This is a genomic window from Streptomyces griseoflavus, from assembly GCF_014649995.1.
GTDB lineage: Bacteria > Actinomycetota > Actinomycetes > Streptomycetales > Streptomycetaceae > Streptomyces > Streptomyces griseoflavus.
In genome coordinates, this window is record NZ_BMUC01000018.1 from 129705 (window position 1) to 145821 (window position 16117).

At 72.6% G+C, this 16117-nt stretch carries 17 protein-coding genes; 6 read left to right on the forward strand and 11 right to left on the reverse strand.

Annotated features, from left to right (window positions below; genetic code table 11):
* Positions 1-14: 14 nt before the first annotated feature.
* Positions 15-977, forward strand: a complete 963-nt coding sequence (locus IE172_RS29645) for a LysR family transcriptional regulator (protein WP_190100410.1) — start codon at positions 15-17, stop codon at positions 975-977.
* Positions 978-992: 15 nt separating this feature from the next.
* On the opposite strand, the gene IE172_RS29650 is transcribed toward IE172_RS29645, so the two are convergent.
* Positions 993-1754 (reverse strand): prolyl oligopeptidase family serine peptidase, encoded by a 762-nt coding sequence (locus IE172_RS29650; protein WP_190100411.1) that lies wholly within the window; start codon positions 1752-1754, stop codon positions 993-995.
* A 112-nt stretch (positions 1755-1866) separates the two neighbouring features.
* On the opposite strand from IE172_RS29650, the gene IE172_RS29655 reads away from it, so the two are divergent.
* Both IE172_RS29655 and IE172_RS29660 read left to right on the forward strand, forming a co-directional pair.
* A complete protein-coding gene (locus IE172_RS29655) occupies positions 1867-3024 on the forward strand; it encodes an adenosine deaminase (protein ID WP_190100412.1) in 1158 nt (385 codons plus the stop codon).
* Between the two features lie 139 nt (positions 3025-3163).
* Entirely contained in the window at positions 3164-3511 is a 348-nt protein-coding gene (locus IE172_RS29660; RefSeq protein WP_190100413.1) for an ATP-binding protein, read from the forward strand.
* An 81-nt stretch (positions 3512-3592) separates the two neighbouring features.
* Here the strand turns inward: IE172_RS29660 and IE172_RS29665 are convergent, their stop codons facing one another.
* The 5 genes from IE172_RS29665 to afsQ1 form a co-directional block, all read right to left on the reverse strand.
* Positions 3593-3793 carry a PspC domain-containing protein gene (locus tag IE172_RS29665; RefSeq protein ID WP_190100414.1) on the reverse strand — a complete coding sequence of 67 codons (201 nt, stop codon included), beginning with the start codon at positions 3791-3793 and terminating at the stop codon, positions 3593-3595.
* A gap of 59 nt (positions 3794-3852) precedes the next feature.
* Positions 3853-4425, reverse strand: a complete 573-nt coding sequence (locus tag IE172_RS29670; protein ID WP_190100415.1) for a VanZ family protein — start codon at positions 4423-4425, stop codon at positions 3853-3855.
* Between the two features lie 113 nt (positions 4426-4538).
* Positions 4539-5162 carry a hypothetical protein gene (locus IE172_RS29675; RefSeq protein WP_190100416.1) on the reverse strand — a complete coding sequence of 208 codons (624 nt, stop codon included), beginning with the start codon at positions 5160-5162 and terminating at the stop codon, positions 4539-4541.
* Entirely contained in the window at positions 5162-6769 is a 1608-nt protein-coding gene (locus tag IE172_RS29680; protein ID WP_190100417.1) for an ATP-binding protein, read from the reverse strand. Before IE172_RS29680 ends, IE172_RS29675 begins: the two co-directional genes overlap by 1 nt.
* On the reverse strand, positions 6766-7443 hold the full coding sequence (gene afsQ1, locus IE172_RS29685; protein WP_024883374.1) for a two-component system response regulator AfsQ1: 678 nt from the start codon (positions 7441-7443) through the stop codon (positions 6766-6768). Before afsQ1 ends, IE172_RS29680 begins: the two co-directional genes overlap by 4 nt.
* 245 nt (positions 7444-7688) lie before the next feature.
* On the opposite strand from afsQ1, the gene IE172_RS29690 reads away from it, so the two are divergent.
* Positions 7689-8426: a SigE family RNA polymerase sigma factor gene (locus tag IE172_RS29690; protein ID WP_190100418.1), complete on the forward strand. Its 738-nt coding sequence runs from the start codon at positions 7689-7691 to the stop codon at positions 8424-8426.
* Between the two features lie 216 nt (positions 8427-8642).
* Here IE172_RS29690 and IE172_RS29695 read toward each other — a convergent pair whose 3' ends face one another.
* Positions 8643-9284: a uridine kinase gene (locus IE172_RS29695; protein ID WP_229886557.1), complete on the reverse strand. Its 642-nt coding sequence runs from the start codon at positions 9282-9284 to the stop codon at positions 8643-8645.
* A 128-nt stretch (positions 9285-9412) separates the two neighbouring features.
* Here IE172_RS29695 and IE172_RS29700 point away from each other — a divergent pair, with 128 nt between their 5' ends.
* Complete coding sequence (locus IE172_RS29700) at positions 9413-9754, forward strand: hypothetical protein (protein WP_190100420.1); 342 nt, start codon at positions 9413-9415, stop codon at positions 9752-9754.
* Positions 9755-9839: 85 nt separating this feature from the next.
* Here IE172_RS29700 and IE172_RS29705 read toward each other — a convergent pair whose 3' ends face one another.
* Genes IE172_RS29705 through deoC form a run of 3 tightly spaced genes read right to left on the reverse strand, consistent with a single transcriptional unit; the run spans position 9840 to position 13118 of the window.
* Positions 9840-10730, reverse strand: coding sequence for an aldehyde dehydrogenase family protein (locus IE172_RS29705; protein WP_190100421.1), 891 nt, complete (start codon positions 10728-10730; stop codon positions 9840-9842).
* Complete coding sequence (locus IE172_RS29710) at positions 10723-12159, reverse strand: aldehyde dehydrogenase family protein (RefSeq protein WP_190100422.1); 1437 nt, start codon at positions 12157-12159, stop codon at positions 10723-10725. Before IE172_RS29710 ends, IE172_RS29705 begins: the two co-directional genes overlap by 8 nt.
* Before the next feature lie 5 nt (positions 12160-12164).
* Positions 12165-13118, reverse strand: coding sequence for a deoxyribose-phosphate aldolase (deoC, locus tag IE172_RS29715; protein WP_190100433.1), 954 nt, complete (start codon positions 13116-13118; stop codon positions 12165-12167).
* A 112-nt stretch (positions 13119-13230) separates the two neighbouring features.
* Here deoC and IE172_RS29720 point away from each other — a divergent pair, with 112 nt between their 5' ends.
* A complete protein-coding gene (locus IE172_RS29720) occupies positions 13231-13962 on the forward strand; it encodes a PH domain-containing protein (protein WP_190100423.1) in 732 nt (243 codons plus the stop codon).
* 156 nt (positions 13963-14118) lie between these two features.
* Here IE172_RS29720 and IE172_RS29725 read toward each other — a convergent pair whose 3' ends face one another.
* Positions 14119-15765: a phospho-sugar mutase gene (locus IE172_RS29725; protein ID WP_190100424.1), complete on the reverse strand. Its 1647-nt coding sequence runs from the start codon at positions 15763-15765 to the stop codon at positions 14119-14121.
* Between the last annotated feature and the right edge of the window lie 352 nt (positions 15766-16117).

Consider the following 16117-nt stretch of genomic DNA (forward strand, 5'->3'; position numbering starts at 1 on the left):
TCATAATCGTTCCCATGGTGCATCAGCAGAGGTCACGGGGCCGGCTGTCACAGGCCGGTGACACACGAGACACGGAAGAGATGGCGAGGCTGCTCGCCCCCCGCCTCGCCTACTTCGCCGGCGCGGCCCGCACCGAGCACGTCACCCGCGCGGCCCAGGAGATGCAGGTGCCGCAGTCGACGCTCTCCCGGGCCCTGGTCCGCCTCGAAGAGGACCTGGGCGTCGACCTGTTCGCCCGCCACGGCCGCACCGTCTCCCTGACCCCCGCGGGCCGCACCTTCCTCGCCTCGGTCGAACGCGCCCTCGCCGAGATCGAGCGCGCCGCAGAGGACGTGCGCGCCGACGCCGACCCCGCCACCGGCAAGGTCGCCTTCGGGTTCCTGCACACCATGGGCGCCGAGACCGTGCCCGGCCTGCTGCACGCCTTCCGCGCCGACCATCCGCGCATCCGGTTCAGCCTCGTCCAGAACTACGGCGAGGCCATGCTGGAGGGCCTGCGCGCGGGCGACCTCGACCTGTGTCTGACCTCCCCGGTGCCCGACGCCCCCGACCTCGTCGCCCGCCGCCTCGACGAGCAGAAACTGCGCCTGGTCGTCCCCGCCGACCACCGCCTCGCCGGACGCCGCCGCATCCGCCTGGCCGAGGCCGGCGAGGAGAACTTCGTGACCCTGGAACCCGGTTACGGCCTGCGCCGCATCACCGACGACCTCTGCGCGCAGGCCGGCTTCAAGCCGCGCATCGCCTTCGAGGGCGAGGAGGCCGAGACGCTGCGCGGCCTGGTGGCGGCGGGCCTGGGCGTGGCCCTCCTCCCTCCGCCCCCCTTCCCCCGGCCCGGAGTCGTGGAACTGACGGTCACGGCTCCCAGGGCCGCCAGGGAGATCGGGGTGGCCTGGCTGGCCGGCCACCCGGACACACCCCCGGTGGCGGCCTTCAAGAAGTTCCTGCTCTCCAAGCGGGGCACCCTGCTGCCGCACTGAGGCGGGCCCGGCGCCCTACCGCCGTAACGACTTCCCGAACCCCGCGGCGAGCGGCATCCGCAGTCCCAGCGGCGGGGGCGCGGCCAAGGCGTCCCGCACGGGCCGCGAGAACGCCTGCCCGAACAGCACCCCCATCACGAAGTCCTCCGCCAGCGCCAGTACCTCGTCCCGGTACTGGCTCAGCCCGTGTCCGTCGGCGTGGACCTCGAACCGGCACACCTCCCGGTTCGCCTTCTTCGCCCGCGCCGCCAGCCGGAACGACAACTCCGGGTCGGTCCGGGCGTCGTGGGTGCCGTGCACGATCATCACGTGCCGGCCGGCGAGCTGTTTCACCGGTTCGGGTGGTGCCGCGACGTCCTCCTCCGGCAGCCAGGGAGCGAGGGCCAGCACGGAGTTGACGGCCTCGTGACCGCCCGCGCGGAGCGCGGCCCGGCCGCCCATGCCGAGGCCGGCCAGGCAGACGGGGACGTCGCCGTAGCGCCGTACGGCCTCGTCGGCGGCCCAGGCGGCGTCGTGCGCGAGACGCGCCTCGCTGCCGTTCCAGCCCCGGTAGCGGTAGTGCACGACATGGGTGGCGAGGCTCCGGTCGCGTCCCGCGCGGGAGAGACGGCGGCCGAGACCCCGTACGGACGCGGCCGCCACCATGGGGGACGGTCTGCGGCCGGAGACCTCCTCGCCGCCCGGGAGCAGCAGCACCACCCCGTTCACCGCCGTCGGCTCCGGGCCGAGCGCCCGCCCCAGCCGGGCCGTGCGGACCGGCGTCGCTTGCTGTGCCATGACAGAACATTCTCAGAAGGGGTGGTGTACCCGACCCGTCCGTGCGGTCACCGTTACGTATCGACGCACGCGTCCACCGGTGATCTACGCGCGTAGGAGTTAGGGTGCGGCCATGACCAGCCAGACCATCGCGAACACCCCGACGCCGGACCAGATCCGCCGGGCGCCCAAGGTTCTGCTGCACGACCACCTCGACGGCGGCCTGCGCCCGGGCACCGTCGTGGACCTGGCCCGGGAGACCGGCTACACCAACCTCCCCGCGACCGATCCCGACAAGCTCGCCCTCTGGTTCCACCAGGCCGCCGACTCGGGTTCCCTGGAGCGGTACCTGGAGACCTTCTCGCACACCGTCGGCGTCATGCAGACCCGCGACGCCCTCGTCCGGGTCGCCGCCGAGTGTGCGGAGAACCTCGCCGAGGACGGTGTCGTCTATGCCGAGGTGCGCTACGCGCCCGAGCAGCACCTCGAAGGCGGGCTCACCCTGGAGGAGGTCGTCGAGGCGGTCGGCGAGGGCTTCCGGCAGGGGGAGCGGCGCGCGCGGGAGAACGGCCGGCGCATCCGCGTCGGGGCCCTGCTCACCGCGATGCGGCACGCCGCCCGCGCCCTGGAGATCGCCGAGCTCGCCAACCGCTACCGGGACCGCGGTGTCGTCGGCTTCGACATCGCGGGCGCCGAGGCCGGCTACCCGCCCACCCGGCACCTCGACGCCTTCGAGTACCTGAAGCGGGAGAACAACCACTTCACCATCCACGCCGGCGAGGCGTTCGGCCTGCCGTCCATCTGGCAGGCGCTGCAGTGGTGCGGCGCCGACCGGCTCGGGCACGGGGTCCGCATCATCGACGACATCCACGTCCGCGACGACGGCACCGTCGAGCTGGGCCGGCTGGCCGCCTACGTACGGGACAAGCGCATCCCGCTGGAACTGTGCCCGAGCTCCAACCTCCAGACCGGTGCGGCGGCCTCCTACGCCGAACACCCCATCGGTCTGCTGCGCCGGCTGCACTTCCGGACCACCGTGAACACCGACAACCGCCTCATGTCCCACACCAGCATGAGCCGGGAATTCGAGCACCTGGTCGAGGCTTTCGGTTACACGCTCGACGACATGCAGTGGTTCTCCGTCAATGCGATGAAATCAGCGTTCATTCCTTTCGATGAACGACTGGCCATGATCAATGACGTCGTCAAGCCCGGATACGCCGAGCTGAAATCCGAATGGCTGTTCCGGCAGACCCCTTCCACCAGCGGTTCCGTGACGCCGGAAGGCTGAGTGCCGCGTCTTCGGGAAACGCGGACACGAGCGACGTTCACCATCCGTCCGCATTTCGATGTTTGCGGCGGGCGGTGCCGCGTGTTTACGGTCGCAGCACCGCTCACATCCCCGTATCCCATTTCGAGGACGCACTTACATGAAGCAGTCTGCTGCCAAGACCCTCGGTGTCGCCGCTCTCGGTGCCGCCTTCGCCGCCGCCGGAGCGGGAGCCGCCAACGCGGCCCCGGCCGCCCCGGACGCCGCCCAGGCGCTGGACACCGTCACGCAGGCCGTCCCCGCGGAGCGGGTCTCCGGCGCGGTGCCGGGCTCGGCCGACGCGCTGGCGAAGGGCCAGGACCTGGCCGGCACCGGCATGGCGGCCGTCCAGCCGGTGGCCCGGAAGGCGGGACCCGGCCTTCCGGGCACCTCCCTCCTCGGCGGTCTGCCGCTGGGCGAGGTGCCCACCAAGGGCCTCAACGTCAACGGTGTCCCGCTCGGCGGCTGATCCCGCGGAAACGGCCGATGGGGCGCACCCGGATCCGGGTGCGCCCCATCGGCGTACGCGCGGGGAGACGGCGCCGGGGCGCTACCAGGCGGTGCGGGCCTTGTCCTCCGAGGGCAACAGGATCCACAGCGCGATGTAGAGCAGGAACTGCGGTCCCGGAAGCAGACACGACGCCAGGAAGATCACCCGCATCGTGGTCGTGGAGGTGCCGAAACGGCGGGCCAGCGCGGCGCACACTCCGCCGATCATCCGGTCGTTGGTGGGGCGGGCGAGGCGGCTCATCACGGGCTCCTTCGTCAGCGGGGAGGCCTCCCTCGGTGGCTGCCTCCATGCCCTCCACGTTACGGAGACGACGGGGGAAACGCGTCGCTCCAGGGAGCGAGGCCGACCCTGGGAATCGTCGGGGTCCGCCCCTGAGCCGCCTCCTCCGGGAGGAGGGCCGTGTCGCCGGCCCCGCGGCGCAGCCAGGCGCGCCCCGCGGGCACCACGGCCGCGTGCGCGAGCGCCGCGCCGGCCGTGTTCAGCAGCAGCGAGTCGATGTCCACCACCTGGCCCGGCACGACCGTCTGCAGCAGTTCGACGGCCAGCGAGACCAGGGCGGTCGCGGTCATGGTGCGGATCAGCGAACCCAGCCGGGACACCGCCAGCCGGCCCCCGGCCATCGGCAGCAGCACGCCCAGCGGCGCCAGCAACGCCATCGCCCCGACGGTCCGGCGCAGTCCCGTCGTCCACCCCAGCGCGAAGTCGCCCCGGATGCCGTCGAAGGGCCGGAGATTGGCGGGCATCACCCAGGGCACGTCCAGCGGGCGCAGCGTGTACCAGGCGACGAACGCGAGATACGCGGCCAGGAGGAGCCCTCCGGTCACACGGACACGGGATGCGGCGATGCCGCCGATGAAGCCTTGACGCTGCACGAACCCCAAGACGCGGCGTCCGGCACGATCGGTTCCGGCATGTCACCCGTTCCCCACATGAGGCGCGCACCACAGTCCCGGCACGAGGGCCGGGACCCGGTGACGCGGCGGGGTCAGCTGCCGGTGGCTTCCGTGGAGGGGGGCTCCGCGTCACCCGGATGCGAGCGGACCTCGTCCGTGCACGCGTAGCGGCGCGGCGGGCCGTCCTCCGGGCCGCCCAGGATCACCGAGCCGTCCCCCTCGGCCGCCGCCGAGTCGGAGAAGGTGCACACGACCTGCGCCAGCCCGGTGGGCGACAGGCTCCCCGGCGCGACGCTCAGCCGCAGGGTGTCCTCCGGGTCACCGGGCCGCGGACCCGCCACCGTCGTGCCGGCCCGCACCCGGGTGGTGTACCCGGCCTCCCGCTCGGCGCCCGACGGCTGCTTCGACACCTCGTCGAGCAGCCCCTGCGCCACCAGCACCCGCCGGGCGTCCGCGGCCCCGTCCGGCACCCGGACCGTACGGTCCACGGCCACCAGCGACGATCCGCACAACAGGAACACCCGCATGGGCAGTTCCCGCCCGGCCTGCGTCGACACCTCCGGCTCGGCCAGCGAGCAGCGCACCCGTGAGGGCGCCGGGCCGAAGTCGGTCGGCACCTCCGTGGCCCGGATGCCGCACCCGGCCAGCAGCGTCCCGAGCGCCACCAGCGCCGGCAGTCCCCGCGCGCCGCGCACGGCCCCACGTCGTCCGTTCATCAGGCGTCCCCCTCGGCGCCTTCGTCACCGGCGTCACCGGTCGGGTCCTCGCTGCTGCGCGCGGACACGTCCCGCGGCAGCCGCAGCGTGAACACGGCGCCGCCCTCGGGAGAGTTGGCCGCCGTGATCTCGCCGCCGTGGATGTGCGCGTTCTCCAGCGCGATGGACAGTCCCAGACCGCTGCCCTCCGAACGCGGCCGGGAGGCGCTGGCCTTGTAGAAGCGGTCGAAGACGTGCGGCAGGACCTCTTCGGGGATGCCCGGCCCGTGGTCGCGCACCTCGATGACCACCGTCCCGCCGTCGCCGGCGCCCTCGCCGTCCTCCCCGGGGTCCTCCCGCACCGCCACCCGCACCGGCGAACCGCCGTGCTTGAGCGCGTTGCCGATGAGGTTGGCCAGGATCACGTCCAGCCGTCGCGGGTCGATCCGCGCGTGGATGCCCCGCTCGGCGTCCAGGTCGACCGCGTCCAGCCAGGCGCGCGCGTCGATGCAGGCGGTGATCTGGTCGGCCACGTCGACGTCGTCGAGGACCAGACGGGCGGTGCCCGCGTCGAAGCGGGTCACCTCCATGAGGTTCTCCACCAGGTCGTTCAGCCGCCGCGTCTCGCTCACCACCAGCCGCACCGCCGGCTCGATCATCGGGTCGATGCCGCCGCCCTCGAACTCGAGCTCCTCCTCCAGGACCTCCGTCACCGCCGTGATCGCGGTCAGCGGCGTCCGCAGTTCATGGCTCATGTCCGCCACGAAACGGCGCGACGCCTCGTCCCGGGCGGCCATGTCGGCCACCCGCTTCTCCAGCGCCTCGGCCGCCTTGTTGAACGTGTGGGACAGGTCGGCGAGCTCATCCGTACCGGACACCCGCAGCCGGGTGTCCAGCTTGCCCTCGCCGAGCCGCCGCGCGGCGACGCCCAGCCGCTGCACCGGCTTCAGCACGGTCGTCGCGGCGGCGTGGGCGAGCAGCGCGGAACCTATCAGCGCGAGCGCGGTCGCGATCCCCAGCGACCAGGCCAGCGAGTTGAGGTCCTTGGCCTCCGGCTCCAGCGACTTCAGCATGTAGCCGGTCGGCCCGCCGCCGATCACCCGCGTCCCGGCCACCAGGTACGGCGTGTCCTCGTCCACCGTCCGCAGCCAGTACATGTGGTGCGGGTACTTGTTGGTCGACGTGATCTTCTGCCGCTCGGTCACCGCGTCCCGCAGCGACACCGGTACGTCCTGCAGCGAGAAGCCGTTCAGTCCGCCCGAACTGCCGTACACCGTCCGCCCGTCGGGGTCCGTCGCGACCAGCAGCACGGTGAACCGCTGACTGCTGTTCGCCATCTGCCCGGCCGCGCGCTGCAGTTCGTCCTGCGTCGGGTGCTGGGGCAGGGCGCCCGCCCGGTTCTGCATCTCCCGCTCGAAGTCGCGCAGCACCGCGTCCTGCGTGCGGGTCAGCACGGACTCACGGTTCAGCCAGTAGGCGATCCCGGACGCGGACACCGCCGCGGTGAGCGCGACCAGCCCGAAGACCACGACCAGCCGCAGCCGCAGGCTGGTGAACCGCAGCCGTGACCAGACTCCCTTGCGCGCCGCGGACCAGCCGCGGGCCCCCCCTTGGTGCTCGTGCGTCACTGAGGCGGGTCCAGCCGGTAGCCGACACCGCGCACGGTACGGATCAGGGTCGGGGACGACGGCACGTCCTCGACCTTGGCGCGCAGCCGCTGGACACACGCGTCCACCAGGCGCGAGTCGCCCAGGTAGTCGTGCTCCCACACCAGGCGCAGCAACTGCTGCCGGGAGAGCGCCTGTCCCGGCCGCCGGCTCAGCTCCAGCAGCAGCCGCAGCTCGGTCGGCGTCAGCTGAAGGTCCTCGCCGTTCTTCGTCACCGTCATCGCCGACCGGTCGATGACGAGGCTGCCGAAGGTCGCCGAGTCACTGGACTCCCGCTCGCCGCGCCGGAGCACCGCCCGGATCCGGGCGTCCAGCACCCGGCCCTGCACGGGTTTGACGACGTAGTCGTCGGCGCCGGACTCCAGCCCGACCACCACGTCGATGTCGTCGTTGCGCGCGGTCAGCAGGATGATCGGCAACTGGTCCGTGCGCCGGATGCGGCGGCACACCTCGAAGCCGTCGATGCCGGGCAGCATCACGTCCAGCACGATCAGATCGGGCCGCTGCTCGCGCAACAGCTTCAGACCGTCCTCACCACTGGCAGCGGTCGCCACCCGGTGACCCTGGCGCGTCAGTGAGAGCTCCAGGGCCGTGCGGATGGCGTCGTCGTCCTCGATCAGCAACAGGGAAGGCACGGGAGCCATTCTGGCCCATGGAGGGCTCCCTGTTCGACCCGTGGGCGACAGATGCCCATTGGGCCCGCATACGTGCCGCTACGTGCGCGGACACCCGGTGAAGGAAGTGTGGGCCCGAGGTGACCGGCCCCTGTGACACGTCTGTGACAGTCGGCAGACACGGCCATGAAGGTCCCCGGGCAAGCTTTTCGGCACAAGCACAACGGCAGGGCGAAACACCGGAAGTCCACGACGGGGGGCGCGAGATGAACACGCTGCACGGCACCAGCACCAGCGCAGTGATCACGCGTCTGCACGACGTGCACCGGGGTTCCGAGAAGTCCGGTGCCGCGAGCATGCGGGGGTGCGCTCGCGGCGCCGGGCGTCAGCACACCACGATCATGACGGTGGTTGACGCGTCCACGGGGGACACCGACGGGGGAACCGCGTACGGGGAGGGCTCGGGGGAGCGCCGCTCGCCGTCGGAGGCGGAGTTCACCGCCTACGTCCAGGAGCGCCGCGCCTCCCTGTACGCCACCGCCTACCACCTGACCGGCGACCGCTTCGAGGCCGAGGACCTGCTGCAGAGCGCACTGTTCTCGACCTACCGGGCGTGGGACCGGATCAGCGACAAGGCGGCGGTCGGCGGATACCTCCGCCGCACCATGACCAACCTGCACATCAGCGCGTGGCGCCGCCGCAAGCTGAACGAGTACCCGACCGAGGAACTGCCGGAGACGGCCGGTGACACGGACGCGATGCGCGGCACCGAACTGCGCGCGGTCCTGTGGCAGGCGCTGGCCCGGCTGCCCGAGCTCCAGCGCACCATGCTGGTCCTGCGCTACTACGAGGGCCGCACGGACCCGGAGATCGCCGACATCCTCGGCATCAGTGTCGGCACGGTGAAGTCGAGCATCTGGCGGTCGCTGCGCCGGCTGCGCGAGGACGAGGTCCTCAGCTTCGGCCGTGACGAGGAGAACGCCTTCGGGGAGCTCGTCGCCTGAAGGACGGGGGCCCGGGGATCGGGGGATCCACGGGTGACCAGGAGGGGGAGCACGAGGGGGTACGGGGGTACCACCCGGATCCGGGGGAAGCGCGAGGGATCCGGGACGGCAACGGGGGAGTACGGGGGACACGGGGGAGTGCGAAACAGCGGGACTGGAGGGCCGGGGGGCCCACCCAGTCCCGCCTTTCGTGCGTCCGGTGCCGGCTCCGCCGCGTCAGGCCGGCGTGCCGGTGCCCGTCCTCGGCCGGACGGCGAACTCCGCGACCGCGAGACGGGCCAGCGCCTCGTCCCGGTCGCAGGCGTACGCGCCCAGCGCCGTCTGGTGGGCGACGATCGACCGCTCCAGCCGCATCAGCCGCCAGCCGCGGCGCAGCAGGAACGGCACCGACTTGCGGCCCTCCCTGAGGTCCCGCCGGAAACGCCGCCGGAACGTCCGGAGCGCACCCCGGCTCAGGCACAGCGCGTCCGCCAGCAGGCCCAGTTCGGCGCAGCGGGCGACGATCTCCGCGGCGAAGATGCCCTCCGCGATGAACAGCGGGGCCCCGCCGATGTCGACGCTCCCCTCGCCCGTACGGGCGCTCAGCGAGATGTCGTAGACGGGAACGGGCGTCCGGCCGGTACGGCACAGCCGGTCGATCGCGGCGACGGCGGCGTCCGCGTCCCAGGAGCCGGGATGGTCCCAGTCGATGTCCGACGACCCCGCCACCAGCGGGAGGGACGGGTCGTCGCCCTCCTTGTAGAAGTCGTCGAGGCGCAGCACCGGAAGGCCGGAGCGGGCCGCGAGAAGGGACTTGCCGGAGCCGGAGGGGCCGCAGAGCAGCACGACTCGCGCGGATATGGGCGACTGGGAACTCACGGGACACCAGTGTGAGGCATCGGCGGGGTGGCGTACGACCCCGAGGCGCGGCTTTGAAGCGCGCGTCACATGCCCACTACGCTGCGCGGTGAACCGATCACCCAGCGAAGGCAAGAGGTGGCCCAGCGATGGCCCGACACAAGGCACCCAAGACGCCGACCGCCCGACGCGCCCTGGCGGTCCTCGCCACCGCGGGCGTGGCGCTCGGCATCGGCGCGACGACGTCGGCGGCGGCCGTGGACTCCGAGGCGGTCCTCGACGACACGGGGCAGGTCGTGGGCACGGTCGCCGACCTCAAGCCCAACCCGCTGGCCGGTACGGGCGTGGACCCGCTCGACAACGGCGTCGGCACCCAGGTCGCCGACTTCCGGGCGGTGGACTCGCGTGAGGTGACCGGTCCGGTCGCCCAGGCCGAGTCGGTCGGCAGCATCCCGGGGGTCGGGCAGGCCACGGACCTGCTGCGCACCTGAACCGGCGGGTCCCGACGGCGGAGCGCCGTGCCCTTCCCGGCGGGGGAGGGGCACGGCGCTCCGGTCGCGGGGGTGGGGGTGTGGCTCAGTAGGCGGAGCCCGAGGCGCCGAGGGAACCCGTCGGGTGCCAGACGGTCTTGGTCTCCAGGAACGCCGTCATGCGGTCCGTGCCGGGAGTCGCCGACCAGTTGTCCACAGGCTGTGGACGCAGGACGCGCTTGAGGTTGTCCGCGGCCGCGATCTCCAGCTCCTTCGCCAGCGTCTCGTCGGCGCCCGCCAGGTCGATCGCGTTGACGTCCTGGTGCGCGGCGAGCGGGGCGGCGATCTCCGCCGTACGGCCGGAGAGGATGTTGACCACACCGCCGGGCAGGTCGGAGGTGGCGAGCACCTCGCCGAGGGAGAGGGCGGGGAGCGGGGCCTTCTCGCTCGCGACGACGACGGCCGTGTTGCCCGTCGCGATCACCGGGGCGATCACCGACACCAGGCCGAGGAACGACGACTCCTGCGGGGCCAGTACCGCGACCACGCCCGTGGGTTCGGGGGACGACAGGTTGAAGAACGGGCCCGCGACCGGGTTGCCGCCGCCGGTCACCTGGGCGATCTTGTCGGTCCAGCCCGCGTACCAGACCCAGCGGTCGATCGCCGCGTCCACCTGCTCGGCGGCCTTCGACTTCGACAGGCCCTCCGCGCCGGCGACCTCGCGGACGTACTGGTCCCTGCGGCCCTCCAGCATCTCCGCGACCCGGTAGAGGATCTGACCGCGGTTGTACGCCGTCGCGCCGGACCAGCCGCCGAACGCCTTGCGCGCGGCGACCACCGCGTCACGGGCGTCCTTGCGGGAGGAGAGCGGGGCGTTGGCCAGCCAGTTGTCCTTCGAGTCCGTCACCTCGTACACCCGGCCGCTCTCGGAACGCGGGAACTTCCCGCCGACGTACAGCTTGTAGGTCTTCAGTACGGAAAGTCGTGCGTCAGACATCGAGGTACGCCTCCAGGCCGTGGCGGCCGCCCTCGCGGCCGAAGCCCGACTCCTTGTAACCGCCGAACGGCGAGGTCGGGTCGAACTTGTTGAACGTGTTGGACCAGACGACGCCCGCGCGGAGCTTGTTCGCCACCGCCAGGATGCGCGAGCCCTTCTCCGTCCAGATGCCCGCCGACAGGCCGTACGGGGTGTTGTTGGCCTTGGCGACCGCCTCGTCCGGCGTGCGGAAGGTGAGGACGGACAGGACCGGGCCGAAGATCTCGTCGCGGGCGACGGTGTGCGCCTGGGTGACGCCCGTGAAGAGCGTCGGGGCGAACCAGTAGCCGGTCTCCGGGAGTTCACAGGCCGGGGACCAGCGCTCGGCGCCCTCCGCCTCGCCCTGCTCGGCCAGCGCGGTGATCCGTGCCAGCTGCTCGGCGGAGTTGATCGCGCCGATGTCGGTGTTCTTGTCCAGCGGGTCACCGAGGCGGAGGGTGGTGAGACGGCGCTTGAGGGAGTCGAGGACCTCGTCGTGGACCGACTCCTGGACCAGCAGGCGGCTGCCCGCGCAGCAGACCTGGCCCTGGTTGAAGAAGATGCCGTTGACGATGCCCTCGACGGCCTGGTCGATCGGCGCGTCGTCGAAGACGATGTTGGCGCCCTTGCCGCCCAGTTCGAGCGTCAGCTTCTTGCGGGTGCCCGCGACGGTGCGCGCGATCTCCTTGCCGACGGCGGTCGAACCGGTGAAGGCGACCTTGTTCACGTCGGGGTGGGCGATCAGCGCGGCGCCGGCGCGGCCGTCGCCGGTGAGGATGTTGACGACGCCCTTGGGCAGGCCCGCCTGCCGGCAGATGTCCGCGAAGAAGAGAGCGGACAGCGGCGTCGTCTCGGCCGGCTTCAGCACGACCGTGTTGCCGGTCGCGAGGGCCGGGGCGATCTTCCACGCCAGCATGAGGAGGGGGAAGTTCCAGGGGATGACCTGGCCGGCCACGCCCAGCGGGCGCGGGTTCGCGCCGTATCCGGCGTGGTCGAGCTTGTCGGCCCAGCCCGCGTAGTAGAAGAAGTGCGCGGCGACCAGGGGGAGGTCCGCGTCGCGGGTCTCCCGGATCGGCTTGCCGTTGTCGAGGGTTTCCAGGACGGCGAGCTCACGGCTGCGCTCCTGGATGATCCGGGCGATGCGGAAGAGGTACTTCGCGCGCTCGGAGCCGGGCAGCGCCGACCACTTCTCGAAGGCCTTGCGGGCTGCCCCCACGGCGCGGTCGACGTCCGCCTCACCGGCCTCGGCGACCTCGGAGAGGACCTCCTCGGTGGAGGGGGAGACGGTCTTGAAGACCTTGCCGTCGGCGGCCTCGGCGAACTCGCCGTCGATGAACAGACCGTACGACGGGGCGATGTCGACGACCGAGCGGGACTCGGGCGCCGGCGCGTAGTCGAAAACAGGTGCCATGGTGATCAGTCCACCGTCACGTAGTCGGGGCCGGAGTAACGGCCTGTGGCCAGCTTCTGGCGCTGCATCAGCAGGTCGTTCAGCAGCGAGGAGGCGCCGAAGCGGAACCAGTGGTTGTCCAGCCAGTCCTCGCCCGCGGTCTCGTTGACCAGGACCAGGAACTTGACGGCGTCCTTCGAGGTGCGGATGCCGCCGGCCGGCTTCACGCCGATCTGGACGCCGGTCTGGGCGCGGAAGTCGCGGACCGCCTCCAGCATGAGGAGGGTGTTCGCGGGAGTCGCGTTGACGGCGACCTTGCCGGTGGAGGTCTTGATGAAGTCGGCCCCGGCCAGCATGCCGAGCCAGCTCGCCCGGCGGATGTTGTCGTACGTCGACAGCTCGCCCGTCTCGAAGATGACCTTCAGGCGGGCGCTCGTCCCGCAGGCCTCCTTCACGGCGGTGATCTCGTCGTACACCTTCATGTAGTTGCCCGTGAGGAACGCCCCGCGGTCGATGACCATGTCGATCTCGTCCGCACCGGCGGAGACGGCCTCGCGGACGTCCGCCAGCTTCACGGCGATCGGGGCGCGGCCGGCCGGGAACGCGGTGGCGACGGAGGCGACCTTGACGGAGGAGCCGGCGACGGCCTCCTTCGCCGCGGCCACCATGTCGGGGTAGACGCAGACCGCTGCCGTGGCGGGCGTGGTCCGGTCGGTCGGATCGGGGTGGACCGCCTTCGCGCCGAGCGCCCGGACCTTGCCCGGGGTGTCCGCGCCTTCCAGCGTCGTCAGGTCGACCATCGAGATGGCGAGGTCGATGGCGTACGCCTTCGCGGTCGTCTTGATCGAGCGCGTACCGAGGGAGGCGGCCCGCGCCTCCAGGCCGACCCCGTCGACGCCGGGCAGCCCGTGGAGGAAGCGGCGCAGCGTGCCGTCGGACGCGGTGACGTCGCTGAGAGCGTGTGGTGCAGTGGTGGGCATGGTCACCAGACGAGCATATCTACGCGCGTAGCGGCTGTACAGCCCTCCCGGCCGTTTCGAACGGCGTCCGCCGCCTGCGGGGCCGCGCGGGGCGTCGGGCAGAATCGGGACCATGACCACCCCCGAGGACCAGTCGCCCGACCCGGAGCCCACGAAGCCGGCCGGGTCCGCGACGCCCGCGTACAAGGACCGGATCTACCGCTCGCCCGCGGCCCTGGCCGGCGGTGCGCTGCTGCTCGCCGTCGTCGCCTGGCTCGGCATCGACGCCGTACTCGTCGGGGAGGGCCGCACCCCCTGGCTGGCGCTCGCCGTGCTGCTCCTCCTCGTGCCGCTGGTCGTCGCCTACACCCTGCGCCCCGCCGTCTACGTCAACGACGACCGGCTGCGCGTGCGCAACCCGTTCCGCGTGATCGTGCTGCCCTGGGGGCAGGTCGCCTCGCTGCGGTCGGGATTCTCCAACGAGGTCTTCACCCTGTCCGGCGACAAGTACCAGCTGTGGGCCCTCCCGGTCTCGCTGCGGGCCCGCGGCCGGGCGGCGCGGCACGAGTCGCGGGCCGCCGCACGGGCGGCACGGGCCGCGCGGGGCGGTGGCGGCGCCGACCCTGCGGGCGCCGCGGGCGCCGCGGGCGGTGTGGGTCTGGACGGGCTCGGTACCGCGGGGGCCCCCGCGGGGGCGCGGCGGCACGAGAGCGACCGGGCGATGGAGGAGATGCGGGAACTGCGCGAGCGGCGGCACGAGGCGGACTCCGCGCAGGGTGAGGTGACCGTGCGGTGGGCCTACGAGGTGGTGGCGCCCGCTGTCGCGGGGGCCGTGCTGCTGGCCGTGCTGCTGGCCGTCGGGTGACGGGGGAGCGGCGACGGGCCGGCGGTGAGAACCACGGGTGGGCCGGGGGAGCGGCGACGGGCCGGCGGTGAGGACCACGGGTGAGCCGGGGGGCGCGTGGGGTGAGGCGCGAGAGGTGAGTCACGCGGGGCGATCGCCTCGCCCCGCGTGGTGTGCTCAGATGCCGGCTGCCTCGGCGAGGTCCCGCTTGATCCTCTCCAGGAGCGCGGTCGCCCGCGCGCGGGCCTCGGGGAGGCCGGCCTTCGCGGCGACCGGGATCACCACCTCCAGGTAGCACTTCAGCTTCGGCTCCGTGCCGCTCGGGCGGACGACGACCCGCGCGCCGTCCAGGGTGTAGCGGAGGCCGTCGGTGGGCGGAAGCGCCTCCGTCCCCCGGGTGAGGTCCTCGGCCGTGCTGATGCGCAGACCGGCCAGCTCCGTGGGCGGCTGGTCGCGCAGGCGGCGCATCGCGGAGGCGATCACGCCGAGGTCCTGCACGCGGACCGAGAGCTGGTCGGTGGCGTGCAGACCGTGCTCGACGGCGAGGTCGTCGAGCAGGTCGAGCAGGGTACGGCCGTCCGCCTTGAGGTCCGAGGCCAGCTCCGTGAGGAGCAGCGCCGCCGTGATGCCGTCCTTGTCGCGCACGCCGTCCGGGTCGACGCAGTAGCCGAGGGCCTCCTCGTAGCCGTAGCGCAGGCCCTCGACGCGGGCGATCCACTTGAAGCCGGTCAGGGTCTCCTCGTAGGGGAGCCCCGCCTTCTCGGCGATACGGCCGAGAAGGCTGGAGGAGACGATCGACTCGGCGAACGTGCCGGTCGCACCGCGGCGCACCAGATGGGCGGCGAGCAGGGCGCCGACCTCGTCGCCGCGCAGCATGCGCCAGTCCGCGCCGTCCTTGACGGCGGCGGCGCAGCGGTCGGCGTCCGGGTCGTTGGCGATGACCAGGTCGGGGTCCGTCTCGCGGGCCTTCGCGAAGGCGAGGTCCATCGCGCCGGGCTCCTCCGGATTGGGGAACGCGACGGTCGGGAAGTCCGGGTCGGGCTCGGCCTGCTCGGCGACGAGGTCCGGGGCCGGGAAGCCGGCGCGGGCGAACGCGGCGAGGAGGACGTCCTTGCCGACGCCGTGCATCGCCGTGTAGACGGTGCGGGCCGTGCGGGGGGAGTCCTTGGCGAGGACCGCGTCCGTGCGGGCGAGGTAGGCGTCGAGGACCGTGTCGTCGAGGGTCTCCCAGCCTTCGGTGGGGCGGGGGACGGCGGCGAGCGAGGCCACGGCCATCTCGGCGGCGATCCCCGCGTCGGCCGGCGGGACGATCTGGGAGCCGTCACCCAGGTACACCTTGTAGCCGTTGTCCCGGGGAGGGTTGTGGCTGGCGGTGACCTCCACGCCGGCGACGGCGCCGAGGTGCCGGATGGCGAAGGCGAGGACGGGGGTGGGGAGGGGGCGGTTCAGAACGGCCGCCCTGAGGCCGGCGCCGGTCAGGACGGCGGCGGTGTCCGTGGCGAACGTCTCCGACTTGTGGCGGGCGTCGTAGCCGATGACGACGAGGCCGGCGGTGTCGTCCCCGTGGGGGACGCCCTGCTTCTTCAGGTACGCGGCGAGGCCGGCGGCGGCGCGGATGACCACGGAGCGGTTCATGCGCATCGGGCCCGCGCCGAGTTCACCGCGGAGGCCGGCGGTGCCGAACTGGAGGGTGCCGCCGAAGCGGGCGGCGAGCTCGGTGTGGTCGCCGGTGTCGATGAGGCGGGCGAGTTCCTCACGGGTGTCCGGGTCGGGGTCCTCGGCGAGCCATGCCTGTGCCTGTGCGGTGAGCGCGACGTCTTCCACGGTTCGGTCGGCCTCTCTCGGTTGTCGTCTGTCAAGTGTCCATGGGTGAGGGCGATGCCTGCGGCGCAGCTTTCCCTTGGGTGGGGGCTTGGGTAGCGCCTTCGGTGGGTGGGTGGTGCGGGGCCGGGGCGGGGGTGTCCGTCCTCGGACTGGCGCGAGAGTGTCGCCTGACGGGGGCAGGGGTGCGGACGCGCCAGCCGCTGCGGGCGGCCACCCCCGCCCCGTCCCCTCCCCGCCGTCGGCGAGTACGTCGACACCCGCCGTCCCTTGTCCGCGGGCAGTCGTGCCGCCGCTCCTCCGCTCTCCGCGGGAGTCGTGCCACCGTCCCGTCGCATGTGCGGGCGGCCCCGCC

What these genes read in the sequence shown, in the direction of transcription:
- IE172_RS29645 (WP_190100410.1), top strand. Translation starts at nt 15, where the DNA reads ATGGTGCATCAGCAGAGGTCACGGGGCCGGCTGTCACAGGCCGGTGAC.
- IE172_RS29650 (WP_190100411.1), bottom strand. Translation starts at nt 1,754, where the DNA reads ATGGCACAGCAAGCGACGCCGGTCCGCACGGCCCGGCTGGGGCGGGCG.
- IE172_RS29655 (WP_190100412.1), top strand. Translation starts at nt 1,867, where the DNA reads ATGACCAGCCAGACCATCGCGAACACCCCGACGCCGGACCAGATCCGC.
- IE172_RS29660 (WP_190100413.1), top strand. Translation starts at nt 3,164, where the DNA reads ATGAAGCAGTCTGCTGCCAAGACCCTCGGTGTCGCCGCTCTCGGTGCC.
- IE172_RS29665 (WP_190100414.1), bottom strand. Translation starts at nt 3,793, where the DNA reads ATGAGCCGCCTCGCCCGCCCCACCAACGACCGGATGATCGGCGGAGTG.
- IE172_RS29675 (WP_190100416.1), bottom strand. Translation starts at nt 5,162, where the DNA reads ATGAACGGACGACGTGGGGCCGTGCGCGGCGCGCGGGGACTGCCGGCG.
- IE172_RS29690 (WP_190100418.1), top strand. Translation starts at nt 7,689, where the DNA reads ATGAACACGCTGCACGGCACCAGCACCAGCGCAGTGATCACGCGTCTG.
- IE172_RS29700 (WP_190100420.1), top strand. Translation starts at nt 9,413, where the DNA reads ATGGCCCGACACAAGGCACCCAAGACGCCGACCGCCCGACGCGCCCTG.
- IE172_RS29705 (WP_190100421.1), bottom strand. Translation starts at nt 10,730, where the DNA reads ATGTCTGACGCACGACTTTCCGTACTGAAGACCTACAAGCTGTACGTC.
- IE172_RS29710 (WP_190100422.1), bottom strand. Translation starts at nt 12,159, where the DNA reads ATGGCACCTGTTTTCGACTACGCGCCGGCGCCCGAGTCCCGCTCGGTC.
- deoC (WP_190100433.1), bottom strand. Translation starts at nt 13,118, where the DNA reads ATGCCCACCACTGCACCACACGCTCTCAGCGACGTCACCGCGTCCGAC.
- IE172_RS29720 (WP_190100423.1), top strand. Translation starts at nt 13,231, where the DNA reads ATGACCACCCCCGAGGACCAGTCGCCCGACCCGGAGCCCACGAAGCCG.